This window comes from Arthrobacter sp. AB6 (assembly GCF_031844545.1).
Lineage (GTDB): Bacteria > Actinomycetota > Actinomycetes > Actinomycetales > Micrococcaceae > Arthrobacter.
The window spans coordinates 186335-199432 of sequence record NZ_JAUZVL010000002.1 but is presented as its reverse complement, the minus strand read 5'-3'; the positions used below and the strand labels follow the sequence as shown (position 1 = coordinate 199432).

The window sequence follows — 13098 nt, the reverse complement described above, 5'->3', positions numbered from 1 at the left end:
GGCGCCGTCCCGGGCAGGGTTTGGGTGCATCCTCAAGGGTGGGGCCGCCGGCTGGCAGCGCCGGGAAAGTCCGGCGGTACCTGTACTAGGCTGAAACCGAACTGCCGGGCAGCGCGCGCTGAATCCCGGCGGGCCGCACCGTCAACGGAATGAGGGCACTTCCCATGGGCTTCACCGAAATCTTTGTTGCCACCCACGACGCCGCACTGAAGCGCGGCGGCATCCTGGACAAGGGCGGCAGCGCCCCTGCCGGCGACGCGGTCCGGATCCCGGAAATCAGCGACTTTGAAGTGGAGCAGCTCGGTGACCTCGCCGGCACCGCCGTCCACGCCGGCGGGGCGGACTATGAGCTGACCATGGTGGACGTGGCGAGCGATTCGCTCCTCGCCGTTCCGCCCGCCATGGTGCGCGCCTTGGCCGACCTGCTCTCCTATGAAACCGAAGGGGAGGGTGACGTCCTCGACGACGTGGCTGAGCAGTGGGCGGCGCTGGATGACATGCCCTTCGATGCCGCCCAGGCGCGCACCTACGTGCGGCAGCTCGCTGAAATGGCCAGCGGACTCGCTGACTCGGAGCGCACTGGCCTCTACGTCTGGTCCGCCTGAGCCGTTGCCGCCCATCTGCTGTCCGGACAGGGCGGGGCCGCGCCGGGACGTGTCAAGTCGAAATCCGGACGCTGATCTGGCACAATAAACAGGTACTCGATCTGCGTGGCCCCTCTCTCCGCGTCAGGATCCTGTCCTTCGAACCTGCAAGTATGGCCCGCCCCACGGGTGCAGAAAGCCGGGTTCACCCCCTTTTTCTGAAACAGGAGTGACCACAACAGTGGCCGTAAAGATTCGCCTTAAGCGCTTTGGCAAGATGCGCGCACCGTACTACCGCATCGTCGTCGCGGACTCACGCACCAAGCGTGACGGCCGTGCCATCGAAGAAATCGGCAAGTACCACCCCACCGAAGAGCCCTCATACATCGAGGTCAACTCCGAGCGTGCCCAGTACTGGCTGTCCGTCGGCGCCCAGCCGTCCGAGCAGGTCGCCGCGATCCTCAAGATCACCGGTGACTGGCAGAAGTTCAAGGGCCTGCCGGGCCAGGAAGGCACCCTGAAGACCAAGTCCGAGAAGGCAGCCTTCGTTGCCCCGGAAAAGGGTTCCGTGATCATCCCGGAAGCCATCACCAAGAAGGCATCCAAGTCTGATGCAGCCGAAGCACCTGCCGAGGCCGAAGCAGAGACCACCGAGGCTGAGTAGATTGCTGGCAGAAGCGCTGGAACACCTGGTCCGCGGAATCGTTGATTCCCCGGATGACGTCAAGGTCAGCTCCAAGAACAACCGCCGCGGGGACACCCTCGAAGTGCGTGTTCACCAGGACGACCTCGGACGGGTGATTGGCCGCCAGGGCCGCACGGCGCGTGCACTGCGCACCGTGGTGGCAGCCCTGGCCGGCGGGGAGCCGGTGCGGGTCGACGTCGTCGATACCGACCGCCGCCGCTGAGCGCTCGGCAATACCAGTTTTAGCTCCGGCCCCTCCACCAACGCGGTGGAGGGGCCGGAGTGCTTTCACCAGAACACCGTGGACTAACCACAATCCGAACAGAGGAACACATGCAGCTTCAGGTGGCACGAATCGGCAAACCCCATGGCATCCGCGGGGAAGTAACGGTCCAGGTCCTGACCGATGCCCCTGAGGACCGGTTCGTCCCGGGCACCGAGTTCATGGTTGAACCGGCGGCCGCGGGCCCGCTCACTGTGAACAGTGCCCGCTGGAACAAGGACATCCTGCTGCTGGGCTTCGACGGGATCGAAACCCGCAATGAAGCGGAAACCCTCCGCGGCGCCAAGCTCTTCATCGAAACCGAGGAGCTGGACGAGGACGACGACGAGGGCTGGTACGAGCACGAGCTCGTTGGCCTGGAGGCCCGGGTGGGCTCAACCGTTGTAGGCAAGGTTGCCGCCCTCAACACCGGGACCGCGCAGGACCTGCTGATGGTCACCACGCCGGAAGGCGGCGAGATCCTGGTTCCGTTCGTCGAGCAGATTGTTCCCGAAGTCAATATCGAGGAGGGCTACATCCTCCTCACGCCGCCTGAGGGTCTTTTCGAGCTGAACGCGGATGCCGAAGCAGCCCCTTCGGAACCGGAAGGCAAAGCGTAGATGCGGATCGACGTCGTCAGCATCTTCCCGGAGTACCTGGCACCCCTGGAGCTGTCGCTGATCGGCAAGGCCAGGCAGGACGGGATCCTGGACCTGCGTGTCCACGATCTCCGCTCCTTCACCACGGACCGTCACCGGACGGTGGATGACACCCCCTACGGCGGTGGTGCCGGCATGGTCATGAAGCCCGAACCGTGGGCGCAGGCCCTGGGCTCCATTGCCGAGGACCGCCCGGAAGGGGCGGCCAGGCCGGTATTGATTGTTCCCTCGCCCGCCGGGGAACGCTTCACCCAGGCACTGGCCTACGAACTGGCGGAACAGGAGCACTTGGCGTTCGCCTGCGGACGCTACGAAGGCATTGACGAACGCGTGATCGAGTGGTCCCGGGAGTACTTCGACGTCCGCCCCGTCAGCCTGGGAGACTACGTCCTGAACGGCGGCGAGGTGGCAGTCCTGGCCATGGTGGAGGCCATCGGCCGCCTCCTGCCGGGCGTGGTGGGCAATCCCGAATCGCTGGTGGAGGAATCCCACTCCGACGGGCTCCTGGAGTATCCCGTCTATACCAAGCCGTCCGTGTGGCGTGAACGTGAAGTGCCGGCCGTCCTGTTGAGCGGCAACCATGGCAAGATCGCGCAGTGGCGCCGGCACGAGCAGTTCCGCCGGACGGCGGAGCGCCGGCCGGACCTCCTCGAAACGTTCGACGCCGGAAAGCTGCCACGCGCGGACCGCGCCGAACTGCAGGAGCTGGGATACGACGTCGTCGACGGACGCCTGCGCCGCCGCTCCGGTGCCGATGGCGCCTGAACGGACTCATCCACGTCCTAGGACGGGGGGCGGGGCGGCCATTCTTTCGGCGGCGGCCCCGGGGATTGGCTGTAACCTCCGCAATGTGGCAAAATTAGTCCTTGTGTCTGCTGGGTCCGCACCTGCCACAGGGGGAGCGCAACCAACAGCTAAGACAACCGGCCCCGTCAACCAGTGAAGCGGCCGGACCACTTAACTTTCGGCAGCAATCTCCGGTACGCCACCAGCGTCCGGGCTTGCCTGCCGTGACCCAAAGTGAATGACCTGTGGCGTTCACCAGGAGTGCACATCATGCATATTCTCGACTCCGTCGATGCAGCCTCGCTGCGTACCGATGTTCCCGCGTTCCGCGCCGGTGACACCCTCAAGGTTCACGTGAACATCATCGAAGGCAAGAACACCCGTGTCCAGGTATTCCAGGGCTTCGTCCTGGGCCGCCAGGGCGAGGGTGTTCGCGAAACCTTCACCGTCCGCAAGGTGTCCTTCGGTGTCGGCGTGGAGCGTACCTTCCCGGTTCACTCCCCGATCATCGAAAAGATCGAGGTCGTCACCAAGGGTGACGTCCGCCGCGCGAAGCTTTACTACATGCGTGCACTGCGCGGTAAGGCTGCAAAGATCAAGGAAAAGCGCGACTTCAGCACCGCCAAGTAAGTCCCTTCGGACCTACAGAGGCTGGGCCGCAGCCGTATCCGGCCAGCGCCGGAGCCATCCAGCACCAGCGCCCAGGATACGGACCATGGACCAGACAAAACGCCAGCCCCGAAAAATGGGCTGGCGTTTTGCGTTCCTCGCCGTCTTCCTGGCTGTTGCCGTCAGCGGACTGGTCCGGTCCCTGTGGTTCGATATCTACTTCATCCCGTCAGCGTCCATGGAGCCCGGGCTGGAAGGCGGGGACCGCATCCTGGTTTCCCGGACCGACTTCCGGGATGAACCGGTCCGGCGCGGGGATATCGTCGTCTTTGACGGCCGCGGTACTTTTGCTCCGCTCAAAAGCGGCAACGGCCCCTTCATGGATGCGGCGGCTGCCATTACCCAATGGGCCGGCCTCGCGGGCAGCGACACAACCTACATCAAAAGGGTCATCGGTGTGCCGGGTGATTCGGTTGCCTGCTGCGACGCCGGGGGCAACGTGACGGTGAACGGCCGGCCATTGCAAGAGCCGTACATTTTCAGCGGCGACGCACCCAGCGCCCAGAAGTTCAGCGTCGTGGTCCCCGAGGGGCGCCTCTGGCTGATGGGTGACCACCGGTCACTGTCCGCCGATTCCCGAAGCCTGCTCGGTGCCCCCGGTGGCGGCATGGTTCCGCTGGACAGGGTTATCGGCAGGCCGGTCCAGATCATCTGGCCGCTTGATAGATTTGCTTCAGTACCACGTCCGCCTGCGGCAGGACCAACAACAGAGAACGGACAGTAGATGCCCGAGAACCACGCGCGGATTCCTGAACCACGTCAGGACGGGGCTTCGGGCACGCCCTCCGAGGCAGTCCCCGTGACGGCCGCCCAGGATCCCGAGGCGCCTGCTCCCGCCGCAGCGGACAGCCGCTCCGCCGCCAGAGCGGCCGGGAAACCTAATGGCAGCCCCGTCCTTGCCTGGCTGAAGGAAGTCGCCACTGTGGTGGTGATCGCCGTCGTGCTGTCCTTCCTTATCAAGACATTCCTGTTCCGGGCGTTCTTTATCCCGTCCGAGTCCATGGTCAAGACGCTGGACGTCGACGACCGCATATTCGTCAACCTCCTGGTGCCTGAACCGTTCTCGCTTACCCGCGGCGACGTGGTGGTTTTCCGGGACACCAAGGGCTGGCTGCCTGCTGCGCCGGAAAAGGAGCAGGGGCCCTTCACCTGGATCCAGGACGGCCTGACATTCGTTGGCCTGCTGCCGGACAACTCTGAACAGCACCTGGTCAAAAGGGTCATCGGACTGCCGGGGGACCACGTGGTCTGCTGCGATGCCGGCGGTAAACTGACGATTAACGGGACCGCAATCAACGAAAGCTACGTCAACCCCGCCGAGGTCCCGCAGATCCGCAGCTTCGATGTAGTTGTCCCTGAAGGGAAGGTATGGGTGATGGGCGACAACCGGAACCACTCCGCCGACTCCCGCGCCCACATGGATTCCGACGGCGGGTTCGTCGACCTTGACGACCTTGAAGGCAAGGCGGCGGTCATTGCCTGGCCGCTGAACCGCATCACCACCCTTGGCAACTACCCGGACGTGTTCCGGAACGTGCCGGCGGCGCCCTGACCATGTCCACGGCAGTCAGGCCCGGGACGGGTTCCACCAGGGTGCCCGCGCGCTCAAAGGCCCCTACGTTGAGGCACGAGCGGACCTTCAAAGCGCAGGGGATACGGTACCTCGCAGGGGTGGACGAAGTGGGGCGGGGTGCCCTTGCCGGGCCGGTGAGTGTGGGCATTGCGGTTGTGGACCTGGAACGCCAGAAGCCGCTGGCCGGCGTGCGGGACAGCAAGCTCCTAAGCCCCGCCGAACGGGAACGGATCGAACCGCTTGTGCGCCGCTGGAGCGTGGCATCGGCAGTGGGCCATGCCTCCGCCCAGGAAATCGACTCCATCGGCATCATTGCCGCCCTGCGCCTTGCCGGAACACGGGCCTGGCGGGAGGTTCTCGAGGCAGGCATCCGTCCGGAGGCGGTGCTCCTGGACGGTAGCCACAACTGGCTTTCCCCCGCCGAGCAGCTGTCACTGTTCGACGAACCGGTTTTCGAGGCCAGCTGTGACGCCCCCGTGCACACCAAGATCAAAGCCGACATGCAGTGCTTGAGCGTCGCAGCGGCAAGCGTTATCGCCAAAGTTGAACGGGACCGGATGATGCGGGAACTGCACGCCCAGTTCCCGGACTTTGGCTGGGACATCAACAAGGGCTACGCTACGGCCCTGCACCGCGACGTGCTACGCGCTGCCGGGCCGACGCCCTACCACCGGGTCAGCTGGCGCCTGCTCGGCGGGGACCTGCTCGACGGCGGGCTGCCGGACGGGCAGGATCCGGATGGTGAAGATTCCGCCGGCGACGCCTGAGTCCTCCGGCGCGGGCGCCAGCCGCCCCGCGGATGGTGGCAAGATGGAAGCATGAGTGCTGAGGATCTTGAAAACTACGAAACCGACATGGAGCTCCAGCTCTACCGTGAATACCGGGACGTGGTCGGATTGTTCAGCTATGTTGTCGAGACCGAACGCCGCTTCTACCTGGCCAACCATGTTGACCTGCAGGCGCGCAGCGCCGACGGCGAGGTCTACTTCGACCTCACCCTGCAGGACGCGTGGGTGTGGGACGTCTACCGCTCGGCCAGGTTCGTCAAGAGCGTCCGGGTCCTCACGTTCAAGGACGTCAACGTCGAAGAGCTGCCCCGCAACGAGGAACTCGCCCTGCCCAAGGACGTCGACCTGGGTAACTAGCTCCCGTCCCTCCGGACTGGGCTGCTGTACGGCGGACTCCTCCTGCACAGGGGCACCTGACCGCACTTAATCCACATAGGCGGTCATCGTCCTATCCTCCGTGCTGCAGCCATCACAGGCTGGTTGCGGAGGTAGAAATGAAATCGAAAGACCTGTTGGGCCGGCACGGCGAGGACCTCGCCGCCGGCTACCTTGAAACCCTGGGCATGCTGGTGGTTGAGCGTAACTGGCGCTGCACCGAAGGCGAAATAGACATAGTTGCCCTCGACGGCGACGCCCTGGTCATCGCCGAAGTAAAGACCCGCCGCACCCTCGACTACGGCCATCCCTTCGAAGCCGTGGGCCCGGAAAAACTTGCGCGGCTCCACCGGCTTGGAGCTGCCTGGTGCCGGGACAGGGAGCTGCGCATGCCGCTGCGGCGAGTGGACGTCATCGCGGTAATTGACGACGGCCGCGGGACACCCTTGGTGGAACACCTCAAGGGGGTGGGATAAGTGCCCCTGGGCCGCACCTACTCCATTGCCCTGGTGGGGCTGAACGGGTACATGGTGGAGGTTGAGGCCGACATCGGCCAGACCCTTCCGGCGTTCGTCCTCCTCGGCCTGCCGGACGCTTCCCTCAACGAGGCGAAGGAGCGCATCCGGTCCGCCGCGAAGAACTCCGGGATTCCCCTGAGCCGGAGGAAAATCACCGCGAACCTTATCCCCGCTTCGTTGCCCAAACGCGGTTCGGGTTTCGATCTTGCCGTCACCATGGCAGTGCTCCGCGCCGCCAATGACATCAAACCCACCGGGCGGACTGTGTTCATTGCAGAGCTTGGGCTGGACGGGAGGCTGCGCCCGGTCAGGGGCATCCTTCCGGCCGTGATGGCCTCGGTGCAGGCCGGGTATCCGGACATCGTCGTGGCGCAGGCGAACTTCGCGGAGGCGGCCCTGGTTCCTGATGCCAGGGTGCGGGGGTACAGCACATTGGCCAGGCTGGCGCTGGACTTCGGCGCGGACCCCCAGGGGCTCGCGCTGGATTTCGATCCCGAGGACGCGGACGCCACCGGCGGGGCAACCGGCGAATCGGGGGTGTACCCCGATATGGCCGATGTCTCCGGCCAGGGCGATGCGCGGCGTGCCTTGGAGGTGGCGGCAGCGGGAGCGCACCATCTTCTCCTGACAGGTCCGCCGGGCGCGGGGAAAACCATGCTGGCGGAACGCCTGCCCGGGCTCCTGCCCGATCTTGGCGACCATGAGTCCATGGAGGTTACAGCCATCCATTCGCTGTGCGGGCTGCCTTCCTCTTCAGTCCAGCTGCTCCGGCGGCCGCCGTTCGAAAGCCCGCACCACTCGGCAACCGCGGCTGCCATCATTGGCGGCGGTTCAGGGCTTCCCAGGCCTGGGGCGGCCTCCCGGGCACATCGGGGGGTCCTGTTCCTTGACGAGGCCCCGGAATACGAGCGCCGGGTGCTGGACGCGCTGCGCCAACCGCTGGAAAGCGGCGAGCTGGTGATCCACCGGTCAGCCGGAACCGCAGCCTATCCAGCCCGCTTCCAGCTGGTCCTCGCGGCAAATCCCTGCCCCTGCGGCAAAGCTTCCGGAAAGGGACTCGACTGCACCTGCACACCCATGATGCGGCGGCGGTACCTCGCCAGGATGTCCGGGCCGCTCCTGGACCGCGTGGACATCCAGCTGCAGGTGGAACGGGTTTCGCTGGCCGACTTCGGGCAGGCGGGAGCGGAGGAAGATACGGCCACCGTGGCGTGCCGGGTGCGCGGCGCACGGGGGCGGCAGCTCGAGCGGCTGGCGCCCTATGGGCTGGAGACCAATGCGCAGGTCCCGGGCCGCGTTCTGCGGGGTGAGCTTAGGTTGCCGGCGGCCGTCACCCGCATCCTGGACCATTCGCTGGAACGGGGCGTCCTCACCGCCCGCGGCTACGATCGTGTGCTCCGGCTGGCGTGGACCCTGGCAGACCTCGGGCACCGGGATCAGCCGGACACCAACGATATCGGGCAGGCCCTGGGCCTTCGGCAGGCAGCGGCGGCCGCGGCATGACTGAAGTAGCCAGGGACATCGAACGGCGTTCCCGTGCCGCCCTCTCGCGGTTGATGGAGCCGCAGGACGCCGCAGGACTGGCCCTTGTGCAGGTTGCCGGGGCCGTGGACGCACTGCGGATCGCTACCGGCCAGGTGGCGGCGGGTCCGGATGTGGAGCAGGAGATTACCGCACTCCTCACGGACGGCGGGCCGGCTGCGGGTTGGGCCGGGATGGCCAACGCACTCAAGCGCTGGAAGCCCCGCATCCCCGACCTCGCTCCTGAACGCGACCTTGCAACCATGGCGCGGCTCGGCGGGCGCCTGATCATTCCGTCAGACGACCTGTGGCCTGCCCAGCTGGCAGACCTCGGAATCCAGGAGCCCATCTGCCTCTGGTGGCGGGGCCAGGAACAGAACCTTCCCGGTGCGGCCACCGCCGTTGCCCTCGTGGGGTCCAGGGACAGCACAAGCTATGGAGCCTCGGTCACGGGCGATATCGCCTACTCCCTGGCCCAGCGAGGATTCACCGTAGTGTCCGGCGGTGCCTACGGCATAGATGCCCATGCCCACCGGGCGGCCCTTGCCGGGGCGTCGGATGCCCTTCCGACCATAGCGGTGATGGCCGGGGGAGTGGACCGGTTCTACCCCTCGGGAAACGAGGACCTCCTGCGGGCCGTGTGCAACCAGGGCGCAGTCCTCGCCGAGGTTCCCCCGGGGTCCGCGCCCACCCGCTACAGGTTCCTCCAGCGCAACCGCATCATTGCCGCGCTGTCAGCCGTGACCGTCGTCGTCGAGGCAAGGTGGCGGTCCGGGGCGCTGAACACCGCCCACCATGCCGAGACCCTTGGCCGTGCTGTCGGTGCTGTTCCTGGATCCGTACACAGCGCCAACTCAGCTGGCTGCCACCGCCTTCTTCGGGATGGAGGGGCCGTTTGCGTGACGGACGCCGCCGAGGTTGCCGAACTGGCGGGACCCAGTGGTTCTTCCCTTCCGGAAGTGCGCCAGGGCCAGGCCGCCGTGCAGGACGGATTGACCCTGGAGGATTTGATTCTCCTGGACGCCCTGCCGTTGCGCTCCACGACGTCCGTCGAAAAGCTCTCCGTGGTCGCGGGCCTGGGCCAGGAATCCGTCCGGGCAGGCTTGGGCCGGTTGGGTCTACTGGGGCTGGCGGTCTCGGAGCGGGGCGGCTGGAAACGCGGCAAGGCAACCAGTTGATGCGCCAGACCGCCACTGCCGGCGCGCGGCCCGGGATGCAGGGTGCGTGTCACCGCTGCTTTCGGGACCGGAGCTGAGACAGTAGGGGGGTGGAAAATGAGGAACTGCCCGCGGAGCTTCACGGGGCGCTTGAGGCCTTCGCGCGGTACCTGTCCGCCGAGCGCGCCGTTTCTCCACACACGCTCCGAGGGTACCTGGGTGACGTCCGGAGCCTCCTGACCCATGCCACGGCCGAAGGCGCCCTCCGCCTTGGGGACCTGGATCTTGGAACGCTCCGGCGCTGGCTGGGGGACCAGAGCCAGGCCGGGGCAGCCCGGGCAACCCTCGCCCGTCGGTCCGCCTCCGTAAGGGTCTTCACGGCATGGGCCCTGGCGGAGGAACTCATCGTTGCGGATCCCGCCCTGCGCCTCAAGGCCCCCAAACGGGAGCAGGCTTTGCCCGGCGTCCTGCAGGCTGCACAGGTAACCCGGCTGCTGGCCACCTTGGACGACGCGGCCGCCGAGGGCGCGCCGCTTGCCCTGCGGAACCGGGCCATCGTGGAACTGCTCTACGCCACCGGTGTCCGTGTGGGCGAACTGGCGGGGCTGGACATCGATGATTTGGACCCCGACCGCCGCACGCTGCGCGTCATCGGCAAGGGCAACAAGGAACGCACTGTTCCCTACGGTGTTCCCGCTGCCCTTGCCGTGGACGACTGGCTGCGGCGCGGCAGGCCCCTGCTCGCCAAGGGCAGCAGCGGGCCGGCGCTCTTCCTGGGCACCCGCGGCGGCCGGGTGGACCAGCGCCAGGTCCGCGCCATGGTCCACGACCTCTTCGCAGGGCTTGGCGATACCTCGGCCTCGGGGCCGCATGCCCTGCGGCACTCGGCGGCCACGCATCTGCTGGACGGAGGGGCCGATCTCCGCGCCGTGCAGGAAATCCTTGGCCACAGCAGCCTGGCCACTACCCAGATCTATACCCATGTTTCGGTGGACCGGCTCCGGCAGAGCTACCAGAAGGCCCATCCGAGGGCATAAGCCTCATCGCCATGAATCGCACTGGCGTAATTTCGTGGGGTACGGCACAATGAGAGTCACGTCCGGTAACTTTCAAGTCCTGCGTGAAGCTTGCGGCTTTTCGCGTCACAGCAAGTCCGGACACAGCTTTATCTGATACATCTGAATAGGCAGGCAGGAACGCCGCCGCAGTGCAGGCACCAGCAGTTCCATCCAGGCAGAGGTCGTTGGGGAAGACGTACCTAGAGCTATGGAGGATGGAATGTCTGTTGCAATGACCCGCGGTGTGCTGTTCGTTCACTCGGCCCCTACGGCCCTGTGCCCTCATGTTGAGTGGGCCATCGGATCCGTCGTGGACAAGCGGACGGATCTTGAGTGGACCCCTCAGCCTGCCGCGCCCGGAATGTTCCGGGCCGAGCTGTCCTGGACCGGCGCCCCCGGGACAGGATCCAAGCTTGCGTCTTCCCTGCGCGGGTGGGCACACCTTCGGTATGAGGTCACGGAGGAGCCAAGCCAGGGCGTTGACGGCGGGCGGTGGTCGCACACCCCTGAGCTTGGCATCTTCCACGCCGTCACCGACGTCCACGGCAACATCATGGTGTCCGAGGACAGGATCCGCTACGCCTACGAGTCGGGCGCCGGTGACCCCGCCGCCGTCTACCACGAACTCTCCCTCGCCCTGGGCGAAGCCTGGGACGAAGAACTCGAACCGTTCCGGCACGCTGCTGAAGGCGCCCCCGTGCGCTGGCTCCACCAGGTGGGCTGACCGCCGTCGAGCTGACGTTTTTCCATAGCAAAGAGGAGGCCCCGCCAACCGGCGGGGCCTCCTCTCGTAAACGGATCACATGCTGCGCGTTAGACGCTGCGGACCGCAATCACGGCATTGTGGCCGCCAAAGCCGAACGAGTTGCTCAGCGCAACGATGCTGCCGGCGGGCAGGTCCCGGGCGGACGTGACGACGTCGAGCGGGATTTCCGGGTCCTGGTTTTCCAGGTTGATGGTGACCGGTGCCTTGCGGTCGTAAACAGCGAGTACCGTGAGTACGGCCTCGACAGCACCGGAGGCGCCCAGGAGGTGCCCCATCTGCGACTTCGTCGCGGAGACGGCCACGTTGTCCACGTGGTTTCCCAGGGCGGAGCGGAGGGCGGTGTATTCAGGCTTGTCGCCCACCGGCGTCGACGTGGCGTGCGCGTTGACGTGCACTACATCCTCGGGCTGGATCCTGCCGTCGAACATGGCGGCCTTCAGCGCACGCGTTGCGCCCAGGCCCTGGGGGTCGGGAGCGGTGATGTGGTACGCGTCGGCAGTGACCGACGTTCCGGCCAGTTCGCCGTAGATACGCGCACCGCGCGCCAGCGCGTGTTCCTCTGCTTCAAGGACCAGCGCGCCGGCACCCTCGCCCATGACAAACCCGTCACGTGCGGTGTCGTAGGGGCGGGAAGCCCCCTGGGGATCGTCGTTCCGGCGGGAAAGTGCCTGCATGGATGCAAATGCCGCCAGGGGCATGGGGTGGATGGCGGCCTCGGCACCGCCGCACATGACCACGTCTGCCTTGCCCGAGCGGATCAAATCCAGGCCCAGGTGCAGCGCTTCAGTACCCGAGGCGCAGGCCGACACAGGGGTGTGGGCGCCGGCGCGGGCACCGAGGTCCAGGCTGACCGCAGCGGCGACACCGTTGGGCATCAGCATGGGAACGGTCATGGGCAGGACACGGCGGGGGCCCTTCTCCTTGAGCGTGTCCCAGGCGTCCAGCAGTGTCCAGACACCGCCGATGCCGGTGGCGAAGGCAACCGCGAGGCGGTCCTTGTCGAACTCGGTGATGCCGGAATCGGCCCAGGCTTCACGGGCAGCAATAACGCCGAACTGGGTGGAGGGGTCCATGCGCTTGGCTTCTACGCGGCTGAGCACGTCCAGGGCTGGGGTGCTGCAGCGCGCAGCGAAGTGGACGGGCAGCTCGTACTTGGCCACCCAGTCGTCCTCCAGGGTGCGGGCACCGGAGACCCCCTTGAGCGCGTTGTTCCACATCGTGGGTACATCGCCGCCAATGGGCGTGGTGGCACCCAGACCGGTAATGACTACTTTGCGTGTCATGGGATCACTCTTTCGTCGGTGGGGAATCCGTCTTCCGGAGGTCCCGCGTTTTGATGATCGGCACCGCGCCTACGGGCGGAAGGTGCCGGAAAAATGCGGCGGGCTGCCGGTCCGGTCATCCGGACCGGCAGCCCTGCCATGCCGTAACGGCGGAAGCCTTGGCTAGGCCTGCGCTCCGGCGATGAAGCTGACGGCGTCGCCGACGGTCTTGAGGTTCTTGACCTCTTCGTCGGGAATGCGGACGCCAAACTTTTCCTCGGCGTTGACCACGATGGTCATCATGGAGATGGAGTCGATGTCAAGGTCCTCGGTGAAGGACTTGTCCAGCTCCACGGCCTCGGGGGCCAGGCCGGTTTCCTCGTTCACGATTTCAGCCAAGCCGGCCAGGATCTCTTCGTTGCTAGCCATTGATGG

17 protein-coding genes are annotated in these 13098 nt (G+C 66.2%); 15 read left to right on the top strand and 2 right to left on the bottom strand.

Going from position 1 to position 13098, the window contains the following annotated elements; all coding sequences use genetic code 11:
- Window positions 1-164 precede the first annotated feature (164 nt).
- The 15 genes from Q9R30_RS02370 to Q9R30_RS02300 all read left to right on the top strand — a co-directional run bounded on the left by Q9R30_RS02370 (window position 165) and on the right by Q9R30_RS02300 (window position 11359).
- On the top strand, window positions 165-605 hold the full coding sequence (locus Q9R30_RS02370; RefSeq protein ID WP_199775413.1) for a hypothetical protein: 441 nt from the start codon (window positions 165-167) through the stop codon (window positions 603-605).
- A gap of 220 nt (window positions 606-825) precedes the next feature.
- Window positions 826-1248: a 30S ribosomal protein S16 gene (rpsP, locus tag Q9R30_RS02365; protein WP_104998279.1), complete on the top strand. Its 423-nt coding sequence runs from the start codon at window positions 826-828 to the stop codon at window positions 1246-1248.
- 1 nt (window position 1249) lies between these two features.
- Window positions 1250-1492: an RNA-binding protein gene (locus Q9R30_RS02360; RefSeq protein ID WP_018759999.1), complete on the top strand. Its 243-nt coding sequence runs from the start codon at window positions 1250-1252 to the stop codon at window positions 1490-1492.
- Window positions 1493-1602: 110 nt separating this feature from the next.
- Window positions 1603-2151: a ribosome maturation factor RimM gene (gene rimM / locus Q9R30_RS02355; RefSeq protein WP_311216648.1), complete on the top strand. Its 549-nt coding sequence runs from the start codon at window positions 1603-1605 to the stop codon at window positions 2149-2151.
- On the top strand, window positions 2152-2955 hold the full coding sequence (trmD, locus tag Q9R30_RS02350; protein WP_311216647.1) for a tRNA (guanosine(37)-N1)-methyltransferase TrmD: 804 nt from the start codon (window positions 2152-2154) through the stop codon (window positions 2953-2955).
- A gap of 291 nt (window positions 2956-3246) precedes the next feature.
- Window positions 3247-3606: a 50S ribosomal protein L19 gene (rplS, locus tag Q9R30_RS02345; protein ID WP_050054723.1), complete on the top strand. Its 360-nt coding sequence runs from the start codon at window positions 3247-3249 to the stop codon at window positions 3604-3606.
- 85 nt (window positions 3607-3691) lie between these two features.
- Complete coding sequence (lepB, locus tag Q9R30_RS02340) at window positions 3692-4369, top strand: signal peptidase I (RefSeq protein ID WP_104998276.1); 678 nt, start codon at window positions 3692-3694, stop codon at window positions 4367-4369.
- A complete protein-coding gene (gene lepB, locus Q9R30_RS02335) occupies window positions 4370-5197 on the top strand; it encodes a signal peptidase I (RefSeq protein ID WP_104998275.1) in 828 nt (275 codons plus the stop codon). It begins immediately after the preceding gene.
- Between the two features lie 2 nt (window positions 5198-5199).
- Window positions 5200-5985: a ribonuclease HII gene (locus tag Q9R30_RS02330; RefSeq protein WP_104998274.1), complete on the top strand. Its 786-nt coding sequence runs from the start codon at window positions 5200-5202 to the stop codon at window positions 5983-5985.
- Between the two features lie 51 nt (window positions 5986-6036).
- A complete protein-coding gene (locus Q9R30_RS02325; RefSeq protein ID WP_056335405.1) occupies window positions 6037-6363 on the top strand; it encodes a DUF2469 domain-containing protein in 327 nt (108 codons plus the stop codon).
- A gap of 137 nt (window positions 6364-6500) precedes the next feature.
- Window positions 6501-6857: a YraN family protein gene (locus Q9R30_RS02320; RefSeq protein WP_104998273.1), complete on the top strand. Its 357-nt coding sequence runs from the start codon at window positions 6501-6503 to the stop codon at window positions 6855-6857.
- Window positions 6858-8402 (top strand): YifB family Mg chelatase-like AAA ATPase, encoded by a 1545-nt coding sequence (locus Q9R30_RS02315; RefSeq protein ID WP_104998272.1) that lies wholly within the window; start codon window positions 6858-6860, stop codon window positions 8400-8402.
- Window positions 8399-9598, top strand: a complete 1200-nt coding sequence (gene dprA, locus Q9R30_RS02310; RefSeq protein ID WP_104998271.1) for a DNA-processing protein DprA — start codon at window positions 8399-8401, stop codon at window positions 9596-9598. Before Q9R30_RS02315 ends, dprA begins: the two co-directional genes overlap by 4 nt.
- Window positions 9599-9687: 89 nt before the next feature.
- Entirely contained in the window at window positions 9688-10614 is a 927-nt protein-coding gene (locus Q9R30_RS02305; RefSeq protein ID WP_104998270.1) for a tyrosine recombinase XerC, read from the top strand.
- A gap of 241 nt (window positions 10615-10855) precedes the next feature.
- A complete protein-coding gene (locus Q9R30_RS02300; RefSeq protein WP_041652118.1) occupies window positions 10856-11359 on the top strand; it encodes a DUF3145 domain-containing protein in 504 nt (167 codons plus the stop codon).
- A gap of 89 nt (window positions 11360-11448) precedes the next feature.
- Here Q9R30_RS02300 and fabF read toward each other — a convergent pair whose 3' ends face one another.
- Window positions 11449-12684 carry a beta-ketoacyl-ACP synthase II gene (gene fabF, locus Q9R30_RS02295; RefSeq protein ID WP_104998269.1) on the bottom strand — a complete coding sequence of 412 codons (1236 nt, stop codon included), beginning with the start codon at window positions 12682-12684 and terminating at the stop codon, window positions 11449-11451.
- Window positions 12685-12846: 162 nt separating this feature from the next.
- Window positions 12847-13092, bottom strand: coding sequence for an acyl carrier protein (locus Q9R30_RS02290; protein ID WP_009359314.1), 246 nt, complete (start codon window positions 13090-13092; stop codon window positions 12847-12849).
- Window positions 13093-13098: the final 6 nt, after the last annotated feature.

Coding starts and splice junctions, on each gene's coding strand:
- Q9R30_RS02370 (WP_199775413.1), top strand. CDS start 165: ATGGGCTTCACCGAAATCTTTGTTGCCACCCACGACGCCGCACTGAAG.
- rimM (WP_311216648.1), top strand. CDS start 1,603: ATGCAGCTTCAGGTGGCACGAATCGGCAAACCCCATGGCATCCGCGGG.
- trmD (WP_311216647.1), top strand. CDS start 2,152: ATGCGGATCGACGTCGTCAGCATCTTCCCGGAGTACCTGGCACCCCTG.
- rplS (WP_050054723.1), top strand. CDS start 3,247: ATGCATATTCTCGACTCCGTCGATGCAGCCTCGCTGCGTACCGATGTT.
- lepB (WP_104998276.1), top strand. CDS start 3,692: ATGGACCAGACAAAACGCCAGCCCCGAAAAATGGGCTGGCGTTTTGCG.
- lepB (WP_104998275.1), top strand. CDS start 4,370: ATGCCCGAGAACCACGCGCGGATTCCTGAACCACGTCAGGACGGGGCT.
- Q9R30_RS02330 (WP_104998274.1), top strand. CDS start 5,200: ATGTCCACGGCAGTCAGGCCCGGGACGGGTTCCACCAGGGTGCCCGCG.
- Q9R30_RS02325 (WP_056335405.1), top strand. CDS start 6,037: ATGAGTGCTGAGGATCTTGAAAACTACGAAACCGACATGGAGCTCCAG.
- Q9R30_RS02320 (WP_104998273.1), top strand. CDS start 6,501: ATGAAATCGAAAGACCTGTTGGGCCGGCACGGCGAGGACCTCGCCGCC.
- dprA (WP_104998271.1), top strand. CDS start 8,399: ATGACTGAAGTAGCCAGGGACATCGAACGGCGTTCCCGTGCCGCCCTC.
- Q9R30_RS02300 (WP_041652118.1), top strand. CDS start 10,856: ATGTCTGTTGCAATGACCCGCGGTGTGCTGTTCGTTCACTCGGCCCCT.
- fabF (WP_104998269.1), bottom strand. CDS start 12,684: ATGACACGCAAAGTAGTCATTACCGGTCTGGGTGCCACCACGCCCATT.
- Q9R30_RS02290 (WP_009359314.1), bottom strand. CDS start 13,092: ATGGCTAGCAACGAAGAGATCCTGGCCGGCTTGGCTGAAATCGTGAAC.